The sequence below is a fragment of the Kitasatospora sp. NPDC001159 genome, from assembly GCF_053598235.1.
In genome coordinates this window covers 1-16,780 of sequence record NZ_JBSFJV010000076.1, presented here as the reverse complement: position 1 = coordinate 16,780, position 16,780 = coordinate 1, and the positions used below count along the sequence as shown (strand labels likewise).

General features: G+C 72.6%; 19 protein-coding genes. 12 read left to right on the top strand and 7 right to left on the bottom strand.

What is annotated here, in order from left to right; genetic code table 11:
• Positions 1-145 precede the first annotated feature (145 nt).
• From panB to ACWC9T_RS30215, 4 genes are all read left to right on the top strand, one after another.
• Complete coding sequence (panB, locus tag ACWC9T_RS30230) at positions 146-1,015, top strand: 3-methyl-2-oxobutanoate hydroxymethyltransferase (RefSeq protein ID WP_355675011.1); 870 nt, start codon at positions 146-148, stop codon at positions 1,013-1,015.
• A 1,039-nt stretch (positions 1,016-2,054) separates the two neighbouring features.
• Positions 2,055-2,375, top strand: a complete 321-nt coding sequence (locus ACWC9T_RS30225) for a hypothetical protein (RefSeq protein WP_449824228.1) — start codon at positions 2,055-2,057, stop codon at positions 2,373-2,375.
• A 146-nt stretch (positions 2,376-2,521) separates the two neighbouring features.
• Complete coding sequence (locus tag ACWC9T_RS30220) at positions 2,522-3,547, top strand: ATP-binding cassette domain-containing protein (protein ID WP_449824227.1); 1,026 nt, start codon at positions 2,522-2,524, stop codon at positions 3,545-3,547.
• On the top strand, positions 3,544-4,371 hold the full coding sequence (locus tag ACWC9T_RS30215; RefSeq protein ID WP_449824226.1) for an ABC transporter permease: 828 nt from the start codon (positions 3,544-3,546) through the stop codon (positions 4,369-4,371). Before ACWC9T_RS30220 ends, ACWC9T_RS30215 begins: the two co-directional genes overlap by 4 nt.
• An 89-nt stretch (positions 4,372-4,460) precedes the next feature.
• On the opposite strand, the gene ACWC9T_RS30210 is transcribed toward ACWC9T_RS30215, so the two are convergent.
• Positions 4,461-7,793, bottom strand: a complete 3,333-nt coding sequence (locus ACWC9T_RS30210; RefSeq protein ID WP_449824225.1) for a BTAD domain-containing putative transcriptional regulator — start codon at positions 7,791-7,793, stop codon at positions 4,461-4,463.
• Positions 7,794-7,988: 195 nt separating this feature from the next.
• On the opposite strand from ACWC9T_RS30210, the gene ACWC9T_RS30205 reads away from it, so the two are divergent.
• A complete protein-coding gene (locus ACWC9T_RS30205; RefSeq protein WP_449824224.1) occupies positions 7,989-8,804 on the top strand; it encodes a site-2 protease family protein in 816 nt (271 codons plus the stop codon).
• Between the two features lie 14 nt (positions 8,805-8,818).
• Here the strand turns inward: ACWC9T_RS30205 and ACWC9T_RS30200 are convergent, their stop codons facing one another.
• Positions 8,819-9,010, bottom strand: a complete 192-nt coding sequence (locus ACWC9T_RS30200; protein WP_449824223.1) for a hypothetical protein — start codon at positions 9,008-9,010, stop codon at positions 8,819-8,821.
• Between the two features lie 113 nt (positions 9,011-9,123).
• Positions 9,124-9,816 (bottom strand): NADPH-dependent F420 reductase, encoded by a 693-nt coding sequence (gene npdG / locus ACWC9T_RS30195; RefSeq protein ID WP_449824221.1) that lies wholly within the window; start codon positions 9,814-9,816, stop codon positions 9,124-9,126.
• Between the two features lie 47 nt (positions 9,817-9,863).
• Between npdG and ACWC9T_RS30190 the strand changes: the two genes are divergently transcribed.
• Positions 9,864-10,469, top strand: a complete 606-nt coding sequence (locus tag ACWC9T_RS30190) for a hypothetical protein (RefSeq protein ID WP_449824220.1) — start codon at positions 9,864-9,866, stop codon at positions 10,467-10,469.
• Positions 10,470-10,741: 272 nt separating this feature from the next.
• Positions 10,742-12,088, top strand: coding sequence for an MFS transporter (locus ACWC9T_RS30185; RefSeq protein ID WP_449824219.1), 1,347 nt, complete (start codon positions 10,742-10,744; stop codon positions 12,086-12,088).
• 16 nt (positions 12,089-12,104) lie between these two features.
• On the opposite strand, the gene ACWC9T_RS30180 is transcribed toward ACWC9T_RS30185, so the two are convergent.
• On the bottom strand, positions 12,105-12,278 hold the full coding sequence (locus ACWC9T_RS30180; RefSeq protein WP_449824218.1) for a type II toxin-antitoxin system prevent-host-death family antitoxin: 174 nt from the start codon (positions 12,276-12,278) through the stop codon (positions 12,105-12,107).
• A gap of 4 nt (positions 12,279-12,282) precedes the next feature.
• A complete protein-coding gene (locus tag ACWC9T_RS30175; RefSeq protein ID WP_449824217.1) occupies positions 12,283-12,513 on the bottom strand; it encodes a hypothetical protein in 231 nt (76 codons plus the stop codon).
• A gap of 105 nt (positions 12,514-12,618) precedes the next feature.
• Here ACWC9T_RS30175 and map point away from each other — a divergent pair, with 105 nt between their 5' ends.
• Entirely contained in the window at positions 12,619-13,464 is an 846-nt protein-coding gene (gene map, locus ACWC9T_RS30170) for a type I methionyl aminopeptidase (protein ID WP_449824216.1), read from the top strand.
• Between the two features lie 46 nt (positions 13,465-13,510).
• Here the strand turns inward: map and ACWC9T_RS30165 are convergent, their stop codons facing one another.
• On the bottom strand, positions 13,511-14,209 hold the full coding sequence (locus ACWC9T_RS30165; protein WP_449824215.1) for a bifunctional DNA primase/polymerase: 699 nt from the start codon (positions 14,207-14,209) through the stop codon (positions 13,511-13,513).
• Positions 14,210-14,635: 426 nt separating this feature from the next.
• Between ACWC9T_RS30165 and ACWC9T_RS30160 the strand changes: the two genes are divergently transcribed.
• Both ACWC9T_RS30160 and ACWC9T_RS30155 read left to right on the top strand, forming a co-directional pair.
• On the top strand, positions 14,636-14,866 hold the full coding sequence (locus tag ACWC9T_RS30160; protein ID WP_449824214.1) for a hypothetical protein: 231 nt from the start codon (positions 14,636-14,638) through the stop codon (positions 14,864-14,866).
• Between the two features lie 46 nt (positions 14,867-14,912).
• A complete protein-coding gene (locus ACWC9T_RS30155; RefSeq protein WP_449824213.1) occupies positions 14,913-15,122 on the top strand; it encodes a hypothetical protein in 210 nt (69 codons plus the stop codon).
• A gap of 57 nt (positions 15,123-15,179) precedes the next feature.
• On the opposite strand, the gene ACWC9T_RS30150 is transcribed toward ACWC9T_RS30155, so the two are convergent.
• On the bottom strand, positions 15,180-15,830 hold the full coding sequence (locus ACWC9T_RS30150) for a PadR family transcriptional regulator (protein WP_449824212.1): 651 nt from the start codon (positions 15,828-15,830) through the stop codon (positions 15,180-15,182).
• Between the two features lie 143 nt (positions 15,831-15,973).
• Between ACWC9T_RS30150 and ACWC9T_RS30145 the strand changes: the two genes are divergently transcribed.
• Both ACWC9T_RS30145 and ACWC9T_RS30140 read left to right on the top strand, forming a co-directional pair.
• Positions 15,974-16,372, top strand: coding sequence for an ACT domain-containing protein (locus tag ACWC9T_RS30145; protein ID WP_449824211.1), 399 nt, complete (start codon positions 15,974-15,976; stop codon positions 16,370-16,372).
• Positions 16,373-16,464: 92 nt separating this feature from the next.
• Complete coding sequence (locus tag ACWC9T_RS30140) at positions 16,465-16,722, top strand: Prokaryotic metallothionein (RefSeq protein ID WP_449824210.1); 258 nt, start codon at positions 16,465-16,467, stop codon at positions 16,720-16,722.
• Positions 16,723-16,780: the final 58 nt, after the last annotated feature.

The window sequence follows — 16,780 nt, the reverse complement described above, 5'->3', positions numbered from 1 at the left end:
ACGGCGCGGAAGGGGCCGGTGTGGCGTGGATCGCACCCGGTCGCCCGCACCCCTCTTTCCGCTCACGCCGGGGCGTGCAAGCATGGAGGTGATCCGGGGACGCCGCACGGCGCCACGAGACGACAACCCTTCAGGAGTCCGTTCGATGAACGCTTCTTCGCCTTCGCCTGCCCAGAACCAGGCGTCGACCGCCACCCTCTACGGCGGGGTCACCAACCGCCGCGTCACCGTCCGCGACCTCGCCGCCGCCAAGCAGCGCAGCGAGAAGTGGGCGATGCTCACCGCCTACGACGCCCTCACCGCAGGGGTGTTCGACGAGGCCGGGATCCCCGTCCTGCTGGTCGGCGACTCCGCCGGCAACTGCCACCTCGGCTACGAGACCACCGTGCCGGTGACCATGGATCAGATGGTGATGCTCTCCGCCGCCGTCGTCCGCGGCACCAAGCGCGCCATGATCGTCGCCGACCTGCCGTTCGGCTCCTACCAGGAGTCGCCCGCGCAGGCCATGCACAACGCGGCCCGGCTGATGAAGGAAGCCGGGGTCGGCGCGGTCAAGCTGGAGGGCGGGGAGCGCAGCGCCCGCTCCATCGAGCTGCTGGTCGAGGCCGGCATCCCGGTGATGGCGCACATCGGCCTCACCCCGCAGTCGGTGCACGCCTTCGGCGGCTACCCGGTCCAGGGCCGCGGCGACGAGGCGGCGCACCAGCTGCTGCGCGACGCCAAGGCCGTCCAGCAGGCTGGCGCCTTCTCGGTGGTGCTGGAGGCCGTCCCGGCCGAGCTGGCCGCCCAGGTCACCGAACAGCTGGCGATCCCGACCGTCGGCATCGGCGGCGGACCGGAGACGGACGCCCAGGTGCTGGTCTGGACCGACATGGCCGGCATGACGGCGGGCCGGGTGCCCAAGTTCGTCAAGAAGTACGCGAACCTGCGGGCCGTCCTCGGCGACGCCGCCCGCGAGTTCGCCGAGGAGGTCCGCACCGGCGCCTTCCCGGCGGAGGAGCACAGCTTCCACTGACGGCTCCCCCGCGCCCCTGCTCCGAGCCCCTCGGAGCAGGGGCTCTCCGTACCGGTCGGGGAGTGAGGCCGGGCCTGCATGCGGGGCAGACTCAGCAGTAATGCGATAAACGCCTTTGCCCTAAAAGGCAGTCGCGCCGGTTGGTGTCGTGCAACGTTCCGTACCCAAATAGAAAATAGGCGACCCCGGCGGTGGTGGAACACCCCGGGGTCCGGCACCAGGAGCGAACCCTCCCGATGCGAGTCCATCGTACCGAACACGTACGTCACTTCACCGTGCTGCCCAACGCCGTTTTGCAGTACCGGAAGTTGAGCTACACCGCCCGAGGCCTCCTCGCCGACCTCCTCTCCCGCCCCGACGGCTGGCGCGAGGACGGCCGCCACATGGCCGACACCAGCCCCCAGGGTCGGGGAGCAATTCGCAAGGCCCTCAAGGAACTCACCGACGCCGGTTTCTACCGCGTCGAGACGATCCGCTTGCCCGACGGCACCGTCCGCACCGAGAACCACGTCTACGACACCCCGTGGCCGAGCGCACCGGCTGCCACCCGTCCGGCGTCCGGTGAACCGGCCGCAGGGCGCGCAGACCTCCCTGTGGTAAAGAAACCGGACCAAGAAACCACCCTCCCCCCGGACCCGGCCACCGCTGAGAATTCGCGCCTGGACCAGGCGCCTACAGTGCGGGACGAACAGCTCCGAGAAGCGGTAGCCACGTTGTTCCGGGTGATCCGGCCCGAACCCCGACTGCGCCTGGGCCAATCCGAGGCAGAGGAGTTGGCGCCCTTGGTCGCCCAATGGCTGCAACGCGGCAGCACCCTGGCGGACCTGGCCCAGGCCCTGCTCCCAGGCCTGCCCGTTCCCGTGCACTCGGCGTCGGCCGTTCTCGGGTACCGCCTGCGGCACAAAATGCCGCCGCCCCGAACCCCGGAGCGCCCTCCCACCGCCCGGTACACCGAATGCAGGGAGTGCCGCGACCCAGTCCCCCGGCCAGGCATCTGCCGCGCCTGCGCTGGCCTCGTGCAGCGATCCGCCGCCAGTAGTTGGCCGGGGTCAAGAAGCACTTCCCCGGCGAGCCGAAGCCGGGTTACATCACTCCTTGGGAAGAGACTCCGGACTGGGAACGCCACTCCGCTGCCGCCGTGTTCGGCCAGGTTCGAGACTTCGTCACCGTGAGCGGCGGCACGACCGCCAAGCTCACCCGGGAGCAGAAGGGACGCTTCGTCGCCCTGTGCTGGATCGCCCAGATCCACAAGCACATCCCGGACCCGAAGCCGAGCTACGTGGCCGACTGGGATGCCCTACCAAACTGGCAGAAGGAGACGGACTCCGACATCTTCGAGCACATCGAGCAGACGATCTGAACTTCCGCTCGTTGGGCTCCGTGCGAGGGCCCAACGAGCGGCTACCTCCCACACCCGCACAGCGGTGACAGCCGGGTGACAGCGGCGTGACAGCACACCCGGCCTCGCGACAGGGGGCTGACAGCCCGGGCGGACAGCCTGGAGGCATGACAGGAATCGCCACCGCCCCGAACACGCGGGGAACTGCCGGGAACGCCGTCGAGGTACGCGGCATCGTCAAGCACTACGGCGACACCAAGGCCCTCGACGGGGTCGACCTCACCGTCCGCGAGGGCACCGTCCTCGCCCTGCTCGGCCCCAACGGCGCGGGCAAGACCACCCTGGTCCGCGTCCTCTCCACCCTGATCAAGCCCGACGCCGGCACGGCGTACGTCGGCGGCTACGACGTCCTGCGCCAGCCCAAGCAGCTGCGCCGCACCATCGGCCTGACCGGCCAGTACGCCTCGGTGGACGAGCTGCTCTCCGGCTACGAGAACCTCTACCTGATCGGTCGGCTCCTCGACCTCTCCAGCCGCGAGGCCAAGGCCCGGGCCGCCGAACTGCTGGAGCGCTTCTCGCTCACCGAGGCCGCCAAGCGGCCCGCCAAGACCTACTCCGGCGGCATGCGCCGCCGCCTCGACCTGGCCGCCAGCATGATCGGCCGCCCCCGGGTGCTCTACCTGGACGAGCCCACCACCGGCCTGGACCCGCGCACCCGCAACGAGGTCTGGGACGAGGTGCAGCGGATGGTCTCCGACGGCACCACCGTGCTGCTGACCACCCAGTACATGGAGGAGGCGGAGCAGCTCGCGAACGAGCTGACCGTCATCGACCGCGGCAAGGTGATCGCCAACGGCGCCGTCGCCGAGCTCAAGGCCAGGGTCGGCGGCCAGATCCTGCAGGTCCGCCCGGCACACCCGGCCGAACTGCCCGAGATGGCCCGCTGCCTGCGCGACGCCGGCATCAACGGCACCACCGTCTCCGCCGACAGCGGGCTGCTCGCAGTGCCGATCACCGGCGAGGAGCAGCTGACCGCCGTCATCTCGGTGCTCGGCACCCGCGGCTTCGCGATCGCCGGCATCGACACCAAGGTGCCCAGCCTCGACGAGGTCTTCCTCGCCATCACCGGCAAGCCCACCGCCGACGCGGCCACCGCGCCCGCCGCCGCCCTCGTCAAGGAGCCCGTCGCATGACCACCGCCACGCTCGCCCCCGCCCGGATCGAGGACACCCGGATGGAGGACACCCGGATCGGCCTGACCGGCACCCTGCGCCACGTCGGCGCGCTGACCAGGCGCAACCTGATGCGGATCAAGGCCGACCCGGAGTCGATGTTCGACGCCGTGCTGATGCCGATCGTCTTCACCGTGCTGTTCGTCTACGTCTTCGGCGGGGCGATGGCCGGCGACCAGGACACCTACAAGCAGTACCTGATCCCCGGCCTGCTCGGGCAGACCGGCCTCACCCTCGCGATGGCCGTCGGCACCGGCCTCAACAGCGACTTCCAGACCGGCGTGATGGACCGCTTCCGGACCCTGCCGATCGGTCGGGCCTCCGTGCTGCTCTCCAAGATCGCTGCCGAGATCCTCCGGGGGCTGCTCTCCTTCGCGATCCTGATCGGCTTCGCGATGTGCATCGGCTTCGAGGTGAAGACCGGTCCGCTGGAGGTGGTGGCCACGGTCGGCCTGGGCCTGGTGTTCGGCATGTCGATCGTCTGGATCTCGATGCTGCTGGGCATGGCGATGCGCAGCGCCCAGGCCGTCCAGGGCGTGGGCATGCTGGTCCTGATGCCGATGCAGTTCGGCAGCTCGATCTTCGCCCGGACCGACACCATGCCCGGCTGGCTGCAGTCCTTCACCAAGGTCAACCCGCTCTCCGCGCTCGCGGACGCGTCCCGCGCCCTGCTCAACGGCGAGGGGGCGGTGGCCCACCCGGTGATGATCGTGCTGATCTGGTCGGCCGCCGCCACCGCGATCTTCGCCCCGCTCGCGGTGGCCCGCTTCCGCAAGCGGACCTGAGCGAGCGGTGCGAGGCCCTGCGACGCGAGGACGCGCGGCGCAAGGGCCAGCCGGCCGGCGACCAGGGGACGGGCGCCGGCCGGCCGCCGCTATCCGATCAACTCCTCCAGCAGCGCCTGGGTCTGCTGCTGGGTCATCTCGCCGCCCTCGGCGTGGGCCTCCTCGAACCCGGCGTCGCCCAGCAGCCCCCGCAGCAGGGCGGCCATCCGCTCGTGCTCGACGCGGTCCAGGTAGCCGCCCTTCGGGCCGTGCAGCCCGCTCTGCGCCCCCAGCATCACCGCCGCCAGCCGGGCCCGCCCCAGATCCCCGTCGCGCACGGCGAAGGAGCACAGCACCCCGCACACCGCGGGCACCACCATCACGGTCATGTGATCGGCGAAACCGCTGGCGGCCGTCATCGCCTGCAGCGACCGGCGGCCCTCGCGCAGCATGGCGAGCCCCTGCTCCGGGTCCCCGGCCCGGGCGGTGATCCAGCCCCGGGCGCTGGACAACAGCCCGTTGACGATGCTCGGTGCGAAGCCGCCCACCTTGATCCGGTCGAGGACGTCCAGTTCGGCCAGCGCCTCCCGGTACTCGCCTCGTTGGGCCAGGATGCCGCAGAGCGTCAGGTACCCCATCATCAGGGCGCCGGTGGTGGACTGGTTGGCGCCCGGGGAGCCGATGGACTCCACCGCCTCGCGGACCACCCGCTCGCCCTGCTCCAGGTCGGCCTCCAGCAGGGCGCTGCCGAGGTGCACCTTGAGGATCGGCACCTCCTGCGGCGCCCCCAGCGCCTCGGCCAGCTCGATCGCCCGCCGGTACGCGGCGGCGGCGGCCGCGGACTCGCCCCGGCTGGCCAGCGCCTCGCCGCGGGCCGACATCGCCTGCGAGATCCCCCAGAGGTTGCCGGCCTGCTCGTACAGCTCCAGGGAGCGCTCGCCGTCCCGGATGCTCTGTTCCAGGCCGCCCGGCCAGTCGTTCAGCATCCTGGCCCGGACCTGCAGGATGAACGCGAGGTCGTTCGGTGTGCCGTGCACCTCGCAGCCGCGGACGGCGTCGTCCAGCAGTTCCCTCATCAGCTCCAGCCGGCCGGACAGGAAGGCCCCGAACACCCGCATCAGCGCCGGGAACCGGTACGACTGCGGCAGCTCCGGGGTGTAGACGCCCATCAGGCGGTGGGCCACCGCGACCGCCTCCGGGTCACCGAGCACGTCCAGGTTCCCCTCGAACAGCCCGATCAGCCGGAACATCGCGAGCAGCCGGCGGGCCTCGTGGAGCACGCCATCCGGCATCGGCAGGCCGTACTCGAGCACGTTGCGCTCCAGCGGCACCGCCGGCGGGACGTCCGGACCGAACGGGTCCGGCGCCAGGGCCGCGACCGCGTTGTACCAGCTGCGGGCCTCCAGGCTGTAGCCGCGCAACGACCAGTACCAGCTCATGCCCAGCGCGAGGACCAGCGCCGGCTGCTCGTCGCCGCGGTCGACCGCACGGCGCAGTGCGGCCCGGACGTTGTCCTGCTCGCGCTCCAGAACGGCCAGCCAGTGCAGCTGCCGGGAGCCGTGGATCTCCAGGTCCGCGGTGGCGACGACGGAGCAGAAGTGGGTCAGGTGGCGGGACTCGGTGGCGGAGCGCTCGGCGGCGGACTCGGCCAGGCGCTCCGTCGCGTACTCGTGGATGGTCTCCAGCATCCGGTAGCGCGGCAGGCTGCCGTCGTCCAGGTCGGCCACCAGCAGGGACTTGTCGACCAGGGAGAGCAGCAGGTCGGCGACCTCGCCCCGGGGCACCACGGCGGCGTCCGCGCAGATCGCCTCGGCGTCCTCCAGCTGCCAGCCGCCGGCAAACACCGACAGCCGGCGCAGCACCGCCCGCTCGCGTTTGCCCAGCAGGTCCCAGCTCCAGTCGACCACCGCGCGCAGGGTCTGCTGGCGCGGCAGCAGGGTGCGGCTGCCGGCGGTGAGCAGCGCGAAGCGGCCGTCCAGCCGGTCGGCGATCTGGCGGGCCGTCATCACCCGCAGCCGGGCCGCGGCCAGTTCGATGGCCAGCGGCAGGCCGTCCAGGCGGCGGCAGATCTCGGCGCAGGCCTCCGGGTCGCTCTGCGGGTCGAAGCCAGGACGGGCAGTGGCGGCGCGCTCGGCGAGCAGTTGCAGCGCCACCGGGTCGGGCAGCGGCTCGACCGGCAGCACCGTCTCGCCGGGCACGCCGAGCGGTTCGCGGCTGGTGGCGAGCACGGTCAGCCCGGGGCACTCGGCGAGCAGCACGTCAACGAGGTCGGCGGCGGCCTGGATCAAGTGCTCGCAGTTGTCCAGGACCAGCAGCATCCGGCGGTGGCCGCAGTGTTCTATCAGCCGGCGCACCGGGTCCTCGGCGCGCTTCTCCATGACCTCGGCGACCATGTTGCTGCTGTGCAGCTGGATCTCGCGCAGGCCGAGCGCGGAGACCACGGCGGCGGGGACGGCGTCCGGGCTCTCCAGCGGGGCGAGTTCGGCCACCCAGACGCCGTCCGGCCAGTGCCCGACGGACTGCTCGGCGCGGCCGGCCTCGATCGACAGCCGGGTCTTGCCGGAGCCGCCGGGGCCGGTCAGGGTGACCATCCGACGGTCCGCCACCAGGGCGCGCAGGATGGCGAGATCGGCCTCCCGGCCGACGAAGCTGGTCAACCGGCCGCGCAGATTGCTTCCGGCGCGCGGGAGTTGGGGCGCGGGCTGCTTCCCGACCAGCGGCGCAGGCTCCGAGGAGGCGAGCAACTCGGCGTGGAGGGTCTGGAGCCGGCGCCCGGGGTCGACGCCGAGCTCGTCCGCCAGGGCGCGCCTGGTCCGCTCGTAGTGGCGCAGCGCCTCGGCGGTGCGGCCGCTGTCGTGCAGCGCCCGGAGCATCAGCAGCTGCAACGGTTCGTCCAGCGGCTGCCGTTCGCACAGCTCGGCGAGTTCGGCGACCAGCTCGGCGGCCCGGCCGAGCCCGAGGTCGGCGGTGATCCGGTGGCGGCGGGCCTCCTCGCGCTGGGCCTCCAGCCGGGCGGCCGGGCCGGTGCGGTCGGGCAGGTCCGCGAGGGCCGGGCCGCGCCACAGGGCGAGCGCGGCACGCAGCCGATCGGCGGCCAGCGCGTGGTCGCCGGCGTCCAGGGCGCGGCGGCCCTCGCCGCTCAGCCGCTGGAAGTCGGCGAGGTCGGTGGCCGGCTCGGTCAGCCAGTACCCGGCGGGGCCGGAGCCGACCCGCTCGCGGCCGATGGTGCGGCGCAGCCGGCCGACCAGGGTCTGCAGCGCGGCGGAGGAGTCCTGCGGCGGTTCGGCGTCCCACACCTCGTCCACCAGCAGGTCGGCCGGGACCGGACGGCCCTGGCGCAGGACCAGCGCGGTGAGCAGGGCCCGCAGCCGGGCGCCGCCCAGTGGGACCGGTGTGCCGTCGTCGTGGTGGGCCGTGGTGGTCCCGAGGATGCCGTAGTGCACCGGTCCATTCTGGTCGATGGGCGGCGGTGGGGCCGCACAATTGTGCCTGCCCCGCGACCGGGCCCGGACGGCGGCGGAACCGGGGGCGAGCCCTCGGACGTTCGTCCGGTGCGGCTTGTCCGTCCACCGGCCCGCCCGGCATGATCGGTCCCTGTCCGGTACCTCCCTTCCCTCTGCCCACGGAGCACCCCCACCATGACCTTCGCCGCCACGCCGCGATCCCGCAGCGAGGACCGCCGGATCAGCCCGGTGTTCTGGGTGCTCCTCGCCGTCCTCGGCACCTCCGCCTGGGCGGTGTACGCCGGCTACGGCAACGCCCGGTTCGGGGTGTTCCTGTTCGTGGTCTCGGGCTGGATGGTCTCGCTCTGCCTGCACGAGTACGCCCACGCGCGCACCGCGCTGCACGGCGGCGACATCACCGTCGGCGCCAAGGGCTACCTCACGCTCAACCCGCTGAAGTACACCAACGTGCTGCTCAGCTTCGTGCTGCCGCTCGTCTTCATGATCATCGCCGGCTTCGGCCTGCCCGGCGGCTCGGTGTGGATCGAGCGGCACCGGATCCAGGGCCGGCTCAAGCACAGCCTGATCTCGGCGGCCGGGCCGCTGGTGAACCTGGCGTTCGCGGCGGCGCTGCTGATCCCGATCGGCGCCGGCTGGCTGGACGGCTCGGACGTGCACGCCTCGTACTACGGCTACGAGCTGACCGTCTCGCCCTTCGCCTGCGCCCTCGGCTTCCTCGGCCTGCTGCAGCTCACCGCGGCCCTGCTGAACCTGCTGCCGGTGCCCGGGCTGGACGGCTACGGGATCATCGAGCCGTGGCTCTCGGCCAAGACCCGGCGCGCGGTCGAGCCGTTCGCGCCGTACGGCATGCTCGCGGTGTTCGCGCTGCTGTGGCAGCCCGAGGTGAACTCGTTCTTCTTCGGGATCGTCCACGACCTGATGAGCCTGTTCGGCGTGGACACCGACTACGCGACGGTCGGCCGGTACCTGTTCAGCTTCTGGAAGAACTAGGCCCTCTGGAAGGACTAGGGCTGCTCGCTCGCCGCGGCCGCCGCGGCGAGCTTCTCCTTGCGGCGGTTCATCCACAGCACGTTGCTGGCCACACCGGCCAGCGGGAGCCAGATCAGCCCGATCCAGAAGCCCGCGATCGCCGAGACCACGGCGGCCGCCAGCGCGAGGACGGTGACGATCAGTGCGATGAGGGACGTGCGAGGCATGACGCGGGGCTCCTAGGCGCGGGTACGGGCGGCCGGGTTGCGACCGCCACCCATTGTCGCCGACCTCACCTCCGGAGCGGGTCCAGGGGTGAGGGCGACACGACGTACGGCGATCAGACGTCGGTGATCCGCAGTCCCGCGTGGGCCTTGTAGCGGCGGTTGACCGAGATCAGGTTGGCCACCAGCGCCTCCACCTGGTGGGCGTTGCGCAGTCGGCCCGCGAAGACGCCCCGCATCCCGGGGATCAGGCCGGCCAGCGCGCGCACGACATCGGTGGCGTCCCGGTCGTCGCCGAGCACCATCACGTCGGTGTCGATCCGCTCCACCGACTCGTCCTGCAGCAGCACCGCCGAGAGGTGGTGGAAGGCGGCGGTGACCCGGGAGTCCGGCAGCAGCGCGGCGGCCTGCTGGGCGGCGCTGCCCTCCTCCGGCTTCAGCGCGTACGCACCCTGCTTGTCGAAGCCGAGCGGGTTGACGCAGTCGACGACGATCTTTCCGGCCAGCTCCTCGCGCAGCGCGGTGAGGGTGGCGGCGTGGCCGTCCCACGGGACGGCCACGATCACCACGTCGCTCTCCCGGGCGACGGTGGCGTTGTCGGCGCCGCGCACGCCGACGCCCAACTCGGCGGCCGAGGCCTCGGCCCGGGCGGCGTCGCGGGAACCGATGATCACCTGCTGGCCGGCCTTGGCCAGCCGCAGGGCCAGACCCCGCCCCTGGTCGCCGGTGCCACCGAGGACGCCGACCACCAGCTGCGAGACGTCCGGCACTTCGTGGGCCGGGTTTGTCGCTGAATCGAGGGAAGTCATGGGCCGATCCTGCCAAATCCCCGGCCGCGCGCGACATCCTGGCCCGCATGGACGCGGTGAGAGTTTCGGCACTCCGGGAGCGACTGACGGGCACCGGCTGGCTGGAGGCGGTCGGCGGCTTCGCCGGCTCGCTGCGGCGCTCGGTGGAACGGCGCGGGGCGGGCGAGTTGCTGCTGGTCGGCACCGAGGCGTACGAGCCCTGGCACCTGGCCGCCCACCTGGAGGACGAGGCCGCCTGGTCGGCCGTCCCCCGGCTGGCGCCCACCCTGCTGCGGCACCACCCGCCCGCCGCCGCCCCGGCCCACCTGGCGCACCACCTGCGCCGGCTCACCGAGGCCCGGCGCGGCGCCACCGTCCTGGTGGTGGCCCCCGAGGCGGCCGGCGCCCGGCTGCTGGAGCGGGTGCGGGACGCCCGTCGGCACGGTGCGACCGTCCTCGCGGTGGACGGCGCCGCCCCCACCGCACCGGGCGACCTGGGCGGGATCGCCCACGAGCGGCTGGCCGTCGGCACCGCTGCCGAGGAGCCCTTCGACCTCGCCCAGCACCTGGTCGGCGCCGCCGCCGGGCAGCCGGTCGGCCGCCGCTCCGCCCTGGCCCGGCTGGCCGAGCTCGCCGGGCGGATGACCTCGGCGCCGGCGCTCAGCCGCTGGTGAAAAACCCGTTGCGGCGGCCGAAGTAGCCGTCCGAGGATGGTGCTTCTTGGCATCCTCCCTCGGCTAATGCCGAGGGATTCCTCCCGCGCCTGCGGCACGGACGCCCGTGGGTCGCAGGTCGCCGAGGTGGGTTCACTGACAACAGGTCACATCACAACCTCTGGAGGTCGCTCCGCAGCTTTGCAACCCGGCCAAAGGAACCCTCCCCACCTTCCGGGCAGGGCGACCCCAATCTCCGCAACCTGGACACTGGGACACCCGGGAGATCAAAGGTGAACGACGACGAACCACCGCATACCGGTCGGCTGCGTGCCCTGCTGCGCTCGCTGACGCCCGACCTGGCGCCGTGGCGCGCCTCGCGCGACTTCCGCTACCTGTGGACCAGCGGCTGCGTCACCAGCTTCGGCAGCTTCCTGACCTACGTCGCCGTGCCGATGCAGATCAAGGAGCTCACCGACTCCTCCTTCGCGGTCGGCCTGATCGGCGCCGTCGAACTCGCCCCGCTGATCGTCTTCGGCCTCTGGGGCGGCGCCCTCGCCGACGCCCTGGACCGGCGCAGGCTGGTGCTGCGCTCGGAGGCCGCGCTCGGCCTGCTGGCCTGGCTGCTGCTGCTCAACGCCCTGCTGCCGCACCCGCTGCTGTGGCCGATCTACCTGGTCGGCGCGCTGGTCGCGGCTTGCGACGGCCTGCAGCGCCCGGCGCTGGACTCGCTGCTGCCGCGGATCGTCGCGCACCAGCACCTGTCCGCCGCCTTCGCCCTCAAGTCCCTGTACCACAACGTCGCTTCGGTGGCCGGGCCGGCGCTGGCCGGTGTCGTGGTGGCCTTCTCCGGGGTGCGGACCGCGTACGCGCTGGACGTGCTCACCTTCGCCGTCTCGCTGCTGCTGTTGGTGCGGATCAAGGCGGTGCCACCGTCCACCGGCGCCGAGCGCCCGTCCGTACGGGCGGTGCTCACCGGCGTGCGGTACGCGTGGAGCCGCAAGGACCTGCTGGGCACCTACGCGATCGACACCTGCGCCATGCTGTTCGCCTTCCCGGTGGCCGTCTTCCCGTTCCTGGCCTCGGAGTTGGGCGCGGACTGGGCGCTCGGCCCGATGTACGCGGCCTCCGCCGTCGGAGCCCTGCTGGTCGGCGCGACCAGCGGCTGGACGTCCCGGGTCCACCGGCACGGGCAGCTCCTGGTGGCCGCCGCGGTCGGCTGGGGCGCGGCCATGGCGCTGGCCGGACTGTCCGGGAACATCTGGGTGGTGCTGCTCGGGCTGGCACTGGCGGGCGGCGCCGACCAGATCAGCGGGGTCGCCCGCTCGACCATGTGGAACCAGTCCGTCCCGGACGCGGTCCGCGGCCGGATGGCCGGTGTCGAGCTGCTCAGCTACTCCGTCGGCCCCCAGCTCGGCCAGGTCCGGGCCGGCACCATGGCCGGGATGATCGGGGTGCGCGCCACCGTCTGGAGCGGTGGCCTCGCCTGCGTGGTCGCCGTCCTCGCGGTCGCCGCCGCGCTGCCGAGGCTGCTCGCGTACGACGACCGCACCGACCCGCACACCGCGGCGGTCCGGGCCGAGCACGAACGGGCGGAGCGAGAACGGTCGGAAGGGGAGGCGGCTGCCGCAGCGAGCTGACCGAACCGGGGCGTCCTCACTCGCTGCGGGCCAGCGTCTCCCTCTTCACGTCCTCGATGGGACCGCCCGGCGAGGGGTTGGCCATGCGCTCGTCGACGATCCGGTTGATCTCGTGCTCTTCCCGCTCCTGGTGCTGCGGGACCTCGATCGGCACGACGGTGGCGGCTTCCTTGTCGCGGCGCCTGATCACGGTGCTACTCGCCTCCCTCGTCCTTCCGCTCGTCGCTCCAGCGCGGGTCGTTCCGCCACTCGCGGTTGCGTTCGTCCGCGATCTGCAGCGCGTGGGCCGCCTCCTCAGGGCTGCCGTACGGCCCGAGGCGGTCCTTGGCCGGGCACTCCGGGCCCTCCTCGACCTTGGCGTGCTTGATGCAGTAGAACCACTCACCGGGCTGGCCGGTCGGCTTGCGGTGGAATCCCAGGGGCATGACGCTCTCCCGTTCAGGCTGATGGGTCGGTACCGATCATTCCCCGGCCCGGGCCGCTCCGCACACCGCCCGGGTGGGCGGGGCCCGACGGCTAGACTCGCCGCCATGGCTCTCGTACCCGGCATCCAGTCCCCCACCCGCAAGGTCCCGGCGCACATCGCGCGCCCCGAGTACGTCGGGCGGCCCGCCCCGACGCCGTACACCGGGCCCGAGGTGCAGACCGCCGAGACGATCGAGAAGATGCGGATCGCGGGCGGGATCGCCGCCCGGGCGATGGAGGAGGCCGCCAAGCTGATCGCCCCCGGCGTCACCACCGACGCGCTGGACGCCGTCGCCCACGCGTACATGTGCGACCACGGCGCCTACCCGTCCGACCTCGGCTACCGGGGCTTCCCCAAGTCGGTCTGCACCTCGATCAACGAGGTGATCTGCCACGGCATCCCGGACTCGACCGTGCTGCAGGACGGCGACATCGTCAACATTGACGCCACCGCGTACATCCACGGGGTGCACGGCGACCTCAACGCCACCTACCTGGTGGGCGACGTGGACGAGGAGTCCCGACTGCTGGTCGAGCGCACCCGGGAGTCCCTCAACCGGGCGATCAAGGCGGTCAAGCCGGGCCGGCAGATCAACGTCATCGGACGGGTCATCGAGTCCTATGCCAAACGCTTCGACTACGGCGTGGTGCGGGACTTCACCGGACACGGCATCAACACGTCGTTCCACTCCGGCCTGATCGTCCCGCACTACGACAGCGAGCGGGCCACCGAGGTGATCAAGCCGGGCATGACCTTCACCATCGAGCCGATGCTCACCCTGGGCACCTACGACTACGAGATCTGGCCGGACGGCTGGACGGTCGTCACCAAGGACCGCAAGCGGACCGCCCAGTTCGAGCACACCCTGGTGGTCACGGCGGACGGCGCGGAGATCCTCACCCTGCCGTGACCCGGCCCGCCCGAACCGGAGGCGAGCGGGCGGGTAACACGCGGCCTCAGCCGATGAGCCACTGCTCCTCGGCCACCGCGCCCACCTCGGTGCAGGCGTCGGTAAGCACGTCCAGGACGCGCAGCGGGTCCGGCAGCGGCTGCTCGGGCCCGCGCAGCCACCGCACCCGGGAGCCGTCCGGGAGGGCGGCCGGCGGGAGCAGGGTGTACGAACCGCGGCAGTGCCAGCGCAGGCCGGGGTGCTCGGACATGGTGTCCGGGGTGGAGTCGAGCGCGCTCGGCCACCACTCGTCCTCGTCCTGCGGGGTGCCCCGGGTCGCGGTGAAGAACAGGTAGCGGTCCTCGCCGACGGCGGCGACCGGGCCCTCGACGCCCCGCGCGGTCAGCCGCTCCAGCGCCAGCCGTCCGGCCTCGGCCGGGACGTCCAGCACGTCGTGCACCCGGCCGGTGGCGGTGATGAAGTTGGCCTGCGGGTCGCGGGCGAGCCAGCGGGACAGCTGCTCGGGCTCGGTGGTCGCCTGGGTCTGCCAGGCGAAGGAGACCGGGTGCTGGGCCGGGGCCGGACAGGCCACCCGGTCACAGGAACACCGGTAGCCGGCCGGATGGGCGGCGGGCGCGAGCGGGAATCCGGCGCGCACCGCGCCGAGCAGCTGGTCCAGTCCGGCGGTCTGGTCCGCCTCCCCCGGACGGGCCCGCTGTCGATCACGCTTCTGCCACCAGGTCGTCCACCTGCCGCCGGCTTCCATCGGGCCCCTTCCGCGCACTGCTGTGCCTGGTGTGACACAGCGTTCGACGTACCACTCCGACGCAACGCACGGCGCCCCCCGCTGCTTCCCGAGGAGGTGCCCGGCCCTGCTGTCCGCGCCCTGCCGGCCGCGGCCCGGGGTCACCGGACGGCCGACGCCCGGGTCACGGTACGAAGTCGCGGCAGCACGCTGTCCGCGCCGGTTCCGACCGGAGGGCACGCGAACCGGCGCCTCGTCCGGCCCGTACGGGGCCCGCTGACCCGGGTGAACCCCGAGGGCGTAACAGGAAGGATAAGGGTGCGCGGGGCCTCCGGATGACCGGGGGCGGTGCCTCTCCGGTCACACTCCGGGCACTCGGCCCTCACCGGGCCTCCCTCTCCGGGCGCTCCGGCCGTGGCCGCAGCGTGGAGGTGAGACCCTGGAGGGGTGAAGAGCGCGGACACCGAATTCGTCGGCGGCCCTCTGGACGGGAAGGTCCTCCCGATCCCGCTGGGGCCCATGCTCGGCGTGCCGAAGAAGTACAAGGTCCCGGTCCCCGCGCAGGGCGACACTCCCGCGCGCACACTGGTGTACGTCCGGAGCAAGCAGGTTCGGGGCCTGAGCTGGTTCTGGCGCTACGAGTACGACGAGGCGGCCACCGCCAAGGCCTCCGGCTGACGGGCCGTCCGTTCCGTTCCCCTCATCGCCTCCCCGGGAGGTCGGCATGGCCAGGACGGTCCGGCACCACGTACGGCACCCCCGGAGCCGCTCGCAGGCGGTCGCCCACCACAACCGGCAGGTCGCCGGGGTCACCGGAGTGCTGCTGCTGGCGGTGTCCCTCTACACCGTGACGATCGGCCCCGACGGCTGGCTCTGGTTCGGCTGGGCGGTGCTGCTGCTCGCCTGTGTGGCCCTGTTCGTGGTCCGGCCCTGAGCTTCCAGGGTCCGGAGAGCAGCGGCACCGCCCGTCATGCCGGTCCCCCCGCGCCGGTCAGTCATCCTCGGCGAGGATCAGGTACAGCTTCTTGCGGGCCTCGGTCAGCACCGCCAGGCCCTTGGCGCGCTGCGCCTCGGTGCCCGTCCGCATGACCTGCTGGACGGCCTGGTCGACCGTGGCGAGCGCCTGGCCCATCTCCTGGACGGCCTCCCAGTCGGCCTCCCGGCCGGCCTCGGCCCACGGCTCGGCCGGCCCGGCCTCGGCCTCGGCGCGACCCGCCTCGGTGAGCGAGACCAGCCGCTTGCCGCCGACCTCCTCCGCGGTGATCAGGCCCTCCTCCTCCAGCAGCTGGAGGTTCGGGTAGATCGAGCCCGGGCTGGGCCGCCAGGCCCCGCCGGTCCGCTCGGTGATCTCGGCGATCATCTCGTAGCCGTGCATCGGCCGCTCCTTGAGCAGCGCCAGCAGCGAGGCGCGGACGTCCCCGCGCCGGGCCCGGCCGCCGCGCCGCCCGTGCGGGCCGCCGCGCCGGCCGCCGTGGCCGGCGAAGCCGTGCCCGAACGGGCCGCCGCGCGGCGGGCCGAACCCGCCGAAGGCCTCCCGCCCCCCGAAGTCCTCCCCGGGCATCCCCCGGAACCCGGGGACCGGCCCGCGGCGCATGCCGCCACCGCGCGGGCCCTCCCCGCGAAACCGCTTTCCTGAGCGCATCGCGCCCACCTCCTTGTTCGCCGAAACAGTCGAGTTACTGTCTCGATAGTTCGACGATATATCGGCGACTGTCGCTCGTCAACGGATTCCGACACGCCCGCCCCGCAGGGCGCGCGGGCCCGTCGGCGGCTACGGTGACGGGCATGGCCGGTGAACGAGACCTTGCGACCCTGCTGCGCGGCATGCGACCGCAGCTCAACCCGGGGCGGTACGTCTACTGCACCCTCCCCGCGAAGGTGCCCGCCGGGATGCGGCCGGTGGTGACCGTCGCCGAACCCGAAGGCGTGACCGTGGTGGTCGCCCAGGAGGAGGCGGACGCGCTCGGGCTGCGCTACGAGTACGTGGCGGCCTGGATCACCCTGCAGATCCACTCGGCGCTGGAGGCCGTCGGACTGACCGCCGCCGTGGCCGGACGCCTCGCCGAGGAGGGCATCAGCTGCAACGTGGTGGCCGGCTTCCACCACGACCACCTGTTCGTCGCCGCCGACGACGCCGACCGCGCCGTCCGGGCCCTGGAGGAACTCTCCACGCGCTCCGCCTGACGGTCCCGCCGGGTGGCCGCCGCCGACCGACCCCTCGACACTGGAGACAGCCGCCCCGCCAGGGCCGGCCCCACCGGAAGGAGACGGCCGTCATGGCCATCTGCGTGACCTGCGGCAACGACTACTGGCTCGCCTTCGAGATCAAGACGGTCTCCGGCGACACCTACACCTTCGACAGCTTCGAGTGCGCGATGGAGAAGCTCGCCCCCCGCTGCGAACAGTGCAACGTCCGCATCGTCGGCCACGGCGTCGAAGTGGCCGGCATGTTCTTCTGCTGCGCCAACTGCGCCCGCGTCAACGGCGGCCTCGGCGAGCAGATCCGCGACGCCGTCGGCTCCCACCCCGCCTGAACCCCGCCCCCTGAACATCCGAAGGCCCTCCTACCCGCGCGGGTAGGAGGGCCTTCGG

What these genes read in the sequence shown, in the direction of transcription:
- npdG (WP_449824221.1), bottom strand. Translation starts at nt 9,816, where the DNA reads ATGACTTCCCTCGATTCAGCGACAAACCCGGCCCACGAAGTGCCGGAC.
- ACWC9T_RS30200 (WP_449824223.1), bottom strand. Translation starts at nt 9,010, where the DNA reads ATGCCTCGCACGTCCCTCATCGCACTGATCGTCACCGTCCTCGCGCTG.
- ACWC9T_RS30220 (WP_449824227.1), top strand. Translation starts at nt 2,522, where the DNA reads ATGACAGGAATCGCCACCGCCCCGAACACGCGGGGAACTGCCGGGAAC.
- panB (WP_355675011.1), top strand. Translation starts at nt 146, where the DNA reads ATGAACGCTTCTTCGCCTTCGCCTGCCCAGAACCAGGCGTCGACCGCC.
- ACWC9T_RS30155 (WP_449824213.1), top strand. Translation starts at nt 14,913, where the DNA reads ATGGCCAGGACGGTCCGGCACCACGTACGGCACCCCCGGAGCCGCTCG.
- ACWC9T_RS30165 (WP_449824215.1), bottom strand. Translation starts at nt 14,209, where the DNA reads ATGGAAGCCGGCGGCAGGTGGACGACCTGGTGGCAGAAGCGTGATCGA.
- ACWC9T_RS30150 (WP_449824212.1), bottom strand. Translation starts at nt 15,830, where the DNA reads ATGCGCTCAGGAAAGCGGTTTCGCGGGGAGGGCCCGCGCGGTGGCGGC.
- ACWC9T_RS30140 (WP_449824210.1), top strand. Translation starts at nt 16,465, where the DNA reads ATGGCCATCTGCGTGACCTGCGGCAACGACTACTGGCTCGCCTTCGAG.
- ACWC9T_RS30205 (WP_449824224.1), top strand. Translation starts at nt 7,989, where the DNA reads ATGACCTTCGCCGCCACGCCGCGATCCCGCAGCGAGGACCGCCGGATC.
- ACWC9T_RS30190 (WP_449824220.1), top strand. Translation starts at nt 9,864, where the DNA reads ATGGACGCGGTGAGAGTTTCGGCACTCCGGGAGCGACTGACGGGCACC.
- map (WP_449824216.1), top strand. Translation starts at nt 12,619, where the DNA reads ATGGCTCTCGTACCCGGCATCCAGTCCCCCACCCGCAAGGTCCCGGCG.
- ACWC9T_RS30175 (WP_449824217.1), bottom strand. Translation starts at nt 12,513, where the DNA reads ATGCCCCTGGGATTCCACCGCAAGCCGACCGGCCAGCCCGGTGAGTGG.
- ACWC9T_RS30215 (WP_449824226.1), top strand. Translation starts at nt 3,544, where the DNA reads ATGACCACCGCCACGCTCGCCCCCGCCCGGATCGAGGACACCCGGATG.
- ACWC9T_RS30145 (WP_449824211.1), top strand. Translation starts at nt 15,974, where the DNA reads ATGGCCGGTGAACGAGACCTTGCGACCCTGCTGCGCGGCATGCGACCG.